Here is a 7,511-nt window from a genome sequence, read left to right as displayed (position 1 = left end):
GCGCTCATGGGAAGCCACACCAGCATGGTGAGGGCTGTGGTCAGGACGGCAGCGGCCAGCAGAGCCAGCAGCCGCGTCAGGGCTGCGGTCTGTGGGGACACCGCCGCGTCCATGAGAACATCCGCCCGGCTGCGGCAGGCCCGATCCAGTTCAAAGATGGCAAGCAGTCCAAACAGGATTCCGCCTGCAATGCCCCCGGCAATCGCGGGGTTGGCCAGATACAGGGAATTCATGGTGGACTCAGCCGGCTGATAAAGGTACAGGCCCGCCACAGGGCCAAGGACGGTCACCAGCATGACCAGCCAGGTCAACCGGCTGTGGAGCAGGCGCCCCAACTCCAGAGGAAACAGTCGAAGCGTCTTCATTGTACTGCCTCCCGGGAGATCAGATAGAGATAGGCGTCCTCCAGTGTAGGCTCCTCCGGCTGAACAAAGGCGGGGAGCTGATCTGCCACCGCCCGACAGCGAACGCCCTGCGCGGTGTTCACCCGGGCGGTGATGTGGAGCCCATTCTCCTGATTGGCCTCCTGCTCATAGAATACCCCCACATGGCCGGATGCAGACCGGATCAGCTGTTCCGGGGTACCGGTAAAGAGAATCTGCCCACGGTCGATCACCACCAGCTGATCGCATACGGACTGCACATCCTCAATGATGTGGGTGGAGAGCAACACCAGCCGGTCCTGGGCCGCGTGGGAGAACAGATTGCGGAAGTGGATGCGCTCCTCCGGGTCCAGCCCCACGGTGGGCTCATCGAAAATCAGGAAGGGCGGGTCTCCCAAAATCGCCTGAGCGATGCCCACCCGCTGACGCTGGCCGCCGGAGAGCGTGCGGATTCTGGCCCGAGCCTTTTCCTCCAGATTGACCTCCCGGATCGCTTTCTGAATGGCCGTTTTGGGATCTTTGATTCCTTTCAGCGCCGCCATATAGTCTAGAAATTGTGTGACGGTCAACTCGTCAAACAGGCCGAAGTCCTGGGGTAGATATCCCAACCGGGCTTTCAGCAGACGCTCTGTTCTGGCAAGAGGCTGTCCATCCACCAGAATTTCTCCTCTGGTGGGCAGGAGCGCCGCCACCAGCAGCTTCATCAGCGTGGACTTGCCGGCCCCGTTGGGGCCCAGAAGACCAATGAGACTGGGCGCCTTGAGTTCCAGATCCAGGTCCTTTAGTGCCTGCTTCCCGCTGGGATAGGTCATACTGAGATGTTCGATACGAATTTCCATTGTGCCTTGTTCCTTTCTGCATGGGATGGGCCAAGAATATCAGGGCAATATGGAGTGAACATGGAGGAAATATGTGGTTTGTGTGGAGAGGGGAGCGTTTTTCAGGTTGATCTGGTTTTCTATCTATCGAACAAATAATGGATTTTCCCTGTGATTGTTCAAATTCCGCAAAAAGTAGATGACGAAAAACGACTCTAATGCTATAATCTGTCCATATCACTGGAGGGAGTGCATGGGATGCGTAAAGAATGGAGTCATCTGCTTCTGGTGGCGGGATGTCTGCTGATTGGGTGTATCCTGGGGTATTTCGTGTCGGTAACCCAGGCCAGAGAGCAGGAGGACCCAGCTTATCTCGCATATTTTGAAGAACATGGCCTGCCTGTTCCGGAACCAACGGAGCCTTTGAACAATATCATCGGCGCAGGACTGCTCCTGGCGGGTGTCCCAACGGGTTTGATGTTCTATCAGCATATCGCAGACAGGTGGAGGCTCTATGCGGGACGAAGGCTCCTGCTTGGAGTCATCACATTTCCCATCTACACTCTGTTGGGCGTGCTCGGGGCTATCCCATTCCTTCTTTATCAGGTGATCCGTTTGGTTCTGAGGAAGTGAACTTTTCGCAGCTTTGGTTTTCCTGTATCGGAGAAAGGAGACACATGAAGTTTTTTGGCATATATGTTTGTATTGCCGCCCTTGCAGCACTGTGGTCACATCAAACAAAGCGGGAGCACACGAAATCTCTGCATCAATTCACCTGCCGCACTGTGAAGGATATCGCTTATCTTGGGATGATTGTGGTGATCGGTTTTCCGCTTTTTTTGCTTGCAGTTCTGCTGTTCTATCCAAACGTTGAACATTTGGAGCACATCTCCATATTTGATCCATTGGCCCGACTGGAAGTGATTGGCGCAGGCAACTGGCGGTACATCTTCCTCATCTGCCTTGCGGTTGGCGTACCTTTGATGCTGGCGCCCACCAAAGGAGTATGGGATGTTACGGTATCGGGGGACGATATCACAATTCGGAAATGCTTCCTGTTGAAAAAGCACTGGAACTTCTCAGAACTGGAATGGGCAAAGCGGACACGGGGCGGACTGAAATGCTATGCCAGAGGCAGGAAGCGGATGGCCTTCTTTGTCGATGCCATGACCGACCATTTCTCCAACTTTGAAGCACGCTTACAAGAAGAACATATCCCTATCCGTTAAAGGAGCGTTTAGATGATTCTTTTAGGACTCCTGTGTACTGCCGCAGCCCTGCTCCCGCTCTATCTGAAGTACCGGGTGGTTTTGACCGGCGAGAGGTGTAAAGGAAGGATCACAGGCATCGCAGAGCAGCGCGGCGGCTATGCGGTAGGCGGCGTCGCCGTTAAGAAGCGTGCCTATCTGGTGAAAATCAGCGGGAAGCAGTACTACACCGCCCACGGCTGTCTCTTTGCGCCGCTGGGAAGAAAACAAGTCGGGAAAGAAATCCGGGTGTACCGGAATGAAAAATTCGGGCGAGAAGTGTTCCAGTGCCGGGATATTCGCATCGAGGCACTCTCCCTGATTCTCTTTTCAGCCGCTGTATTTTGTTTTTGGTGTGCTTGAGCCCGTACATGATAATTTGAAGGAGAATTGCCGATGTATCAAGAAAAAGAACTCAAGCAGCTGTACGAGCGGCTGAACGCCCAGTATCCCCAGTATGAGCCGGTGCTTTCCGGAAACTGCCTGACGTTGACCCGGCTCCACAGCAAAATCGAGATCACCTGGGAGAGCGTAAAGCTATCTGTCAACGGAAAGCTGTATGACCAGTTCACCAGCGAGGAGGTGGACGATACAGATGACCTCTATGAACTGATGGAGGCCTTTCTTCTGGATCTCCGCCACGCCGGTATGCAGCAGGGAAATGAAACCTACATCGCCGCCGCAAAGCAGGCCGCCCGGACAGGAAGCCGCTTCCTGATCCTGTCGGCCGTATGTCTCACCGCTGTGATGATCGGGCAGATCGCTACCCATAATCCCTGGCTGTTCCCCCTGCTCCTTCTGATTCCCGCGGTATCTCTCGTCATTCTGAAGCAGATCCGGAAACGGATCTTTCAGAGATCCTGGGTCTGTCCTTCCTGCGGCCAGCCGCTGCCCATGGCAAAAAAAGCGTTTTCCGCCGAGATGGACTATGTCCCCCAATGTCCCCACTGCGGGAAAGTTCTGGAGCGGGCGCCGGATCTGGAACCCATCCAAAGAGAATACAGCGCCGACAAACAGCCCCTGGAATTGGCCCATGACCTGCCTGCCCCTGGGAGCAAGTGGCCCTGCCTGCTGGCGGGTGGTATCACCATCGCCTTTGCCCTGCTCCTGCTCCCGCTGATTTTTATTCCGGACGGGAATGAGCCGCTGGATATGGCGGGCGTGTGGACCGGTGTGGGGATGCTCCTGTATCTGCTCGGTTTCGGCCTGGCGCTGTTGCTGTGCCGCCACGCCGAACCGGAGGAAACCCGACAGCCGGTGGTGATCGTGCGGGAGCGGATGGTGGTCACGGTTCTCGGCGTAATTGTATGGGGGCTTGGCTTCATTCTGACCCTCATGGGTGTCATCGTGGCCGGGACGCCGCCCTTTGCGCCGGATGTCACCGCCTTTGTGGCAGTTCCCGGCGTGCCGCTGTTCCTGCTGGGTGTTTGGATGTTGCTGGCCGGACGCAACCGTGCGTTGTTTGTGTTTCGGGATAACTCCATGTGGTACATCAGCAGTTGGGGCCGGAAACGGGAGTTTGCGCCGGGACAGGCGGCCTCCGTGCGGCTGACCGCCAACCGCTCCATCCATCTGCGGAACGCGGACGGAAAAAAGCTGGCCTCCATTGAGACCAATATGCGGGGCATCCCCCGGTTTGCGGAGTGGCTGGAAAACACCGATCTTGCCATGTCCCTGACCCCCACCATGGAAAAGCAGGCCAAGCAGGAGGAACAGCAGGAGAGCGCCGTCCAATGGCGGGAGGAGTACCGCACCCACTGGCACGACCATATCAAAGGCATCCGGGTGGGGCTGTGGGTGGTCATGCTGCTGTTTGCCGCCGGTGTCATTGCCCCTATTCCGCTGTATCTTTTGGGCGTAAAGTTTACCACTGTTATGAAGATTGGCGCTCTGGCACCTATCCCCTTTGTGGTGTTCTGTCTGGTCTTTGCCCCGGTGCTGCTCTTCGGCGACCGTCCCCAGAATGCCACCCCGGAGTGGAATGCCATGCACGTGAAAGTCCCCCTGATCCCTGCCCTGCTGATCGGCCTCATTTACATCTGGCAGGTCAATCACATCTGGGGCGGTTTTGTTCTTCAGGAAATCGATACAGGCTTTGGCTGGCTGGCCCGCGTCCTGGCCATGGCCGCCGTTCTGACCGTGCTTCTGATCCTGCGTACTCCTAAGCGTATGCGGCTTGGGGCAGGGCTTTTTATGGGGCTTGTGGGGATCACCATTGCCGCTGGCCTGCATTACTGTGCCAACGCAGCCCTGATCGGCCCGGCCCAGCACTATCCGGCCGTCATTGTGGACAGCCATGCGGACAATCCGGATGTGGAGGACGATGATTACGAATTGACCATTGTGATGGACAATGGAACCGAAACCGAGCTTGTGGTTCCGGAAAAAATCTTCGAGATGGCCATGAATGGAGAGCCGCTGGAGGTCTGCCACCGGGAGAGCCCCTTTGGTGTGGTTTTGCTGGACATCCATGTGCCTCAATCAGGAAAAGCCGAGTAAATGGAAAGCACTTTGGGATACGATTTTGAATCAGCAGTGATCAAAAAGAAGCGGGAGCACCATTAAACGGGCTCCTGCTTCTCTTTTGTGTTCTCCACGGTTAGAAATTCCGTCTATAAAACTCATTCAGTCGCTCTGCCAGAATTTTAGGATTTTCCTCATTTACCACATGGCCGGTGTGGTCCAGCTCCTGCAGTTCCGCCTGCTGGATGTGCTGGGCCAGGAAATGAGCTGATTTCAGGTTTGCGCTGTCCTTCTCCCCGCACAGGATAAGAGTGGGGCACCGGATCTCACCCACCCGGCCGCTAAAATCCAGATTTTTCAGGGAGTTCCCCAGGGCGAAGGTATCCTTCTTGTCAAATGCCATAGACGCGAACATGGACTTGGGCAGAAGGCGGAATACCATGTTTTGAAAGGCAAAGGCCCCCTTAGGTACCTTGTGGGGCGTGCCGATGAGCACCAGAGTCTTGACATTCTCCGGGTGGTTCAGCGCATACTCCAACGCCAGGATGCCTCCCAGGGAGATACCGCACAGATGGACCGGTCCACTGACCTGGGCGCAGTATGCTTCAAAGGCGGAGAGAAGGTTGGGGTAACTGGCCTCATGGCCGTCCAGAATGACAGACAGTTCCGGGCACAGAACGTCCTCCCGGTGGTCCAGATAAGAGATGGTTTCCCTCCAGCTGGCAGCCTTGTGGCCGGAGCCGTGAATCAAAATCGTCTTTTCCATAGGTATCCCTCTCAAATTGCCTTATTCCCGTTTATCCTACCACATCCCCGGCGGGAAGTCCAGAAGTGGCACTGGGGACAAACCGCACTGAAACCCGCACCCCGTCCGCTGTATTCTCAATGGTACACGCCGCCCCGTGGCGGTCCAATATCATCTTTACCAGATAGAGGCCAAGGCCGCTGCCGCCGGAGGCGCGGTTCCGGGAGCACTCCTCCCGGTAGAACGCCTCATACAGATGGGGCAGGGCGTCCTCCTCGATATGTGCCCCTGTATTCTCCACAGTCACAGCCGGACGTCCATTCTGCCAGCCGCACCAGACGCGGATCTCGGCTCCATCCGGGGAATAGAGGGAGGCATTGGAAATCAGGTTCCCCAGCACCTTTCCCAGCAGAACTGCATCCCCATTCGTGGTGATTCCCGGCGTTAATTCCCTAACCAGATGCTGCCCCCGCTGTTCCAAAAGCCCAGCATCCAGCTGCAACTGTTCCTCGATCAAAGTAGAGAGTTCCACCGTTTCCTGCTTCATCGCCGCAGCGCCGGCCTCCATCCGGGAGATGGCCAGCATCTCCTGAACCAGATGTTCCATACGCCCCGTCACCTGAAGGGAGCGCAGCAGATACTTGTCCCGGTTTTGATAGACGCCGACGCCCTCCAGCATCCCGGTCAGCTGTCCCTTCAGAATGGTGACCGGGGTTTTTAATTCGTGGGAGGCGGCATTGAAAAAGGCCACTCTCTGTTGGTCCAATTCCCGCTCCCGCTCCACCTCGCCCCGGAGCGCCTGATTGGCGCTCTCCAGCTCTGCCAGGGCAGTGGAGAGTTTTCCTGCCATTGTATCCAGGCTGCGGCCCAGCTGCCCGATCTCGTCCCGGCGCGTTTCGCCGCATTCCCAGTGAAAGTCCAGTTCGGCCATTTTTCCGGCAATATCGCTCATCCGCACGATGGGCCGGGTGATGTACCGGGAGTAAAAAAAGGCGCACAGCAGAGAAAAGGTCAGCAGCACCAGCAGAAGCCATGGGGCCATCTGCACCAGCGCCCGCACCGCCACATTCTCCGCCTTGAGCCGCGGGGTGACATAGAGCGTATAGCCCTCCTCCCGCCCGGCAAAGCGCACCTCCGCGGCGATGGCTGATTGCTCCGACATGGTGATGGCCACGGTATTTTCTGAGCCCGGACCGGCTGTCCCAAAGCTGGCTGTACGGTCTCCCTCGGCGGCAGTGACGATCATATCCCCGCTCTCATACACAGCCTGTACCTCGATCTGCGCCCCAGTGTCCACCAAGTGTCCGTCCGGTCCCGTCAGTGTGGCGGTGGCGCCGGAGGATAGGGCGAACTCGTCCAGCAGTTTTCCACAGTCCTCCGGTGCGGTGTCTGCCAACTGTTCGACCAGTACATCCACCTGTGCGGCGAGATCGTCGTTCATCACAGCAGTGTAGGTGCTGGGGGCGGCCCATGCAATGAAGCCAAATGTGATGGCCCCAGCAAAGAGCAGGAGACTGGCGGTGATCAGGAACACCCGGACACTCAGGCTCTCAGAGATCTTCTTTCGCGGCACGGTAGCCCACCCCCCTGACCGTTTCGATATAGTCCCGCCCCAGCTTATGCCGGAGGTTTTTGATGTGGCTGTCCACCACCCGCTCGTCTCCATAAAAATCATAGCCCCACAACTTGGCCAACAGCATCTCGCGGGTGAACACCCGCCCCGGCGCGGCCAGAAAGGTGTGGAGCAGTTCAAACTCCCGGGCGGTCAGATCCAGAGGACGCTCCTCCAGCAACGCCTCCCGGGTGTCCAAGTCAAGGGACAGGTCCCGGTATCGGAGACGGCTTTCCTCATCTG

8 protein-coding genes and 1 pseudogene are annotated in these 7,511 nt (G+C 57.1%); 4 read left to right on the top strand and 5 right to left on the bottom strand.

What is annotated here, in order from left to right:
- Positions 1–365 (bottom strand): annotated as a pseudogene (locus ACLTXB_RS18320) (hypothetical protein); the annotation flags it as partial.
- Complete coding sequence (locus tag ACLTXB_RS18315; RefSeq protein WP_428227931.1) at positions 362–1,222, bottom strand: ABC transporter ATP-binding protein; 861 nt, start codon at positions 1,220–1,222, stop codon at positions 362–364. The gene ACLTXB_RS18315 and the pseudogene ACLTXB_RS18320, both read right to left, overlap by 4 nt.
- 237 nt (positions 1,223–1,459) lie before the next feature.
- Between ACLTXB_RS18315 and ACLTXB_RS18310 the strand changes: the two genes are divergently transcribed.
- Genes ACLTXB_RS18310 through ACLTXB_RS18295 form a run of 4 tightly spaced genes read left to right on the top strand, consistent with a single transcriptional unit; the run spans position 1,460 to position 4,947 of the window.
- The gene (locus tag ACLTXB_RS18310) at positions 1,460–1,834 is read left to right on the top strand and encodes a hypothetical protein (RefSeq protein WP_428227930.1); all 375 of its coding nucleotides are present in this window, start codon (positions 1,460–1,462) and stop codon (positions 1,832–1,834) included.
- 44 nt (positions 1,835–1,878) lie between these two features.
- On the top strand, positions 1,879–2,430 hold the full coding sequence (locus ACLTXB_RS18305; RefSeq protein ID WP_428227929.1) for a DUF6560 family protein: 552 nt from the start codon (positions 1,879–1,881) through the stop codon (positions 2,428–2,430).
- A 12-nt stretch (positions 2,431–2,442) separates the two neighbouring features.
- Complete coding sequence (locus ACLTXB_RS18300; protein ID WP_428227928.1) at positions 2,443–2,811, top strand: hypothetical protein; 369 nt, start codon at positions 2,443–2,445, stop codon at positions 2,809–2,811.
- A gap of 33 nt (positions 2,812–2,844) precedes the next feature.
- On the top strand, positions 2,845–4,947 hold the full coding sequence (locus ACLTXB_RS18295) for a hypothetical protein (RefSeq protein WP_428227927.1): 2,103 nt from the start codon (positions 2,845–2,847) through the stop codon (positions 4,945–4,947).
- Positions 4,948–5,047: 100 nt separating this feature from the next.
- Here the strand turns inward: ACLTXB_RS18295 and ACLTXB_RS18290 are convergent, their stop codons facing one another.
- From ACLTXB_RS18290 to ACLTXB_RS18280, 3 genes are all read right to left on the bottom strand, one after another.
- Positions 5,048–5,677, bottom strand: coding sequence for an alpha/beta fold hydrolase (locus tag ACLTXB_RS18290; protein WP_428227926.1), 630 nt, complete (start codon positions 5,675–5,677; stop codon positions 5,048–5,050).
- A 31-nt stretch (positions 5,678–5,708) separates the two neighbouring features.
- Complete coding sequence (locus ACLTXB_RS18285; RefSeq protein WP_428227925.1) at positions 5,709–7,229, bottom strand: sensor histidine kinase; 1,521 nt, start codon at positions 7,227–7,229, stop codon at positions 5,709–5,711.
- Positions 7,207–7,511: winged helix-turn-helix domain-containing protein (locus ACLTXB_RS18280; RefSeq protein WP_428227924.1), on the bottom strand; the 305-nt coding region annotated here is incomplete at its 5' end. The genes ACLTXB_RS18280 and ACLTXB_RS18285, both read right to left, overlap by 23 nt.

It is taken from the genome of Flintibacter sp. (assembly GCF_046973065.1).
The sequence above is the reverse complement of the archived record's forward strand: the minus strand, read 5'-3'. Positions and strand labels throughout refer to the sequence as shown.

Coding starts and splice junctions, on each gene's coding strand:
- ACLTXB_RS18290 (WP_428227926.1), bottom strand. CDS start 5,677: ATGGAAAAGACGATTTTGATTCACGGCTCCGGCCACAAGGCTGCCAGC.
- ACLTXB_RS18300 (WP_428227928.1), top strand. CDS start 2,443: ATGATTCTTTTAGGACTCCTGTGTACTGCCGCAGCCCTGCTCCCGCTC.
- ACLTXB_RS18305 (WP_428227929.1), top strand. CDS start 1,879: ATGAAGTTTTTTGGCATATATGTTTGTATTGCCGCCCTTGCAGCACTG.
- ACLTXB_RS18315 (WP_428227931.1), bottom strand. CDS start 1,222: ATGGAAATTCGTATCGAACATCTCAGTATGACCTATCCCAGCGGGAAG.
- ACLTXB_RS18310 (WP_428227930.1), top strand. CDS start 1,460: ATGCGTAAAGAATGGAGTCATCTGCTTCTGGTGGCGGGATGTCTGCTG.
- ACLTXB_RS18295 (WP_428227927.1), top strand. CDS start 2,845: ATGTATCAAGAAAAAGAACTCAAGCAGCTGTACGAGCGGCTGAACGCC.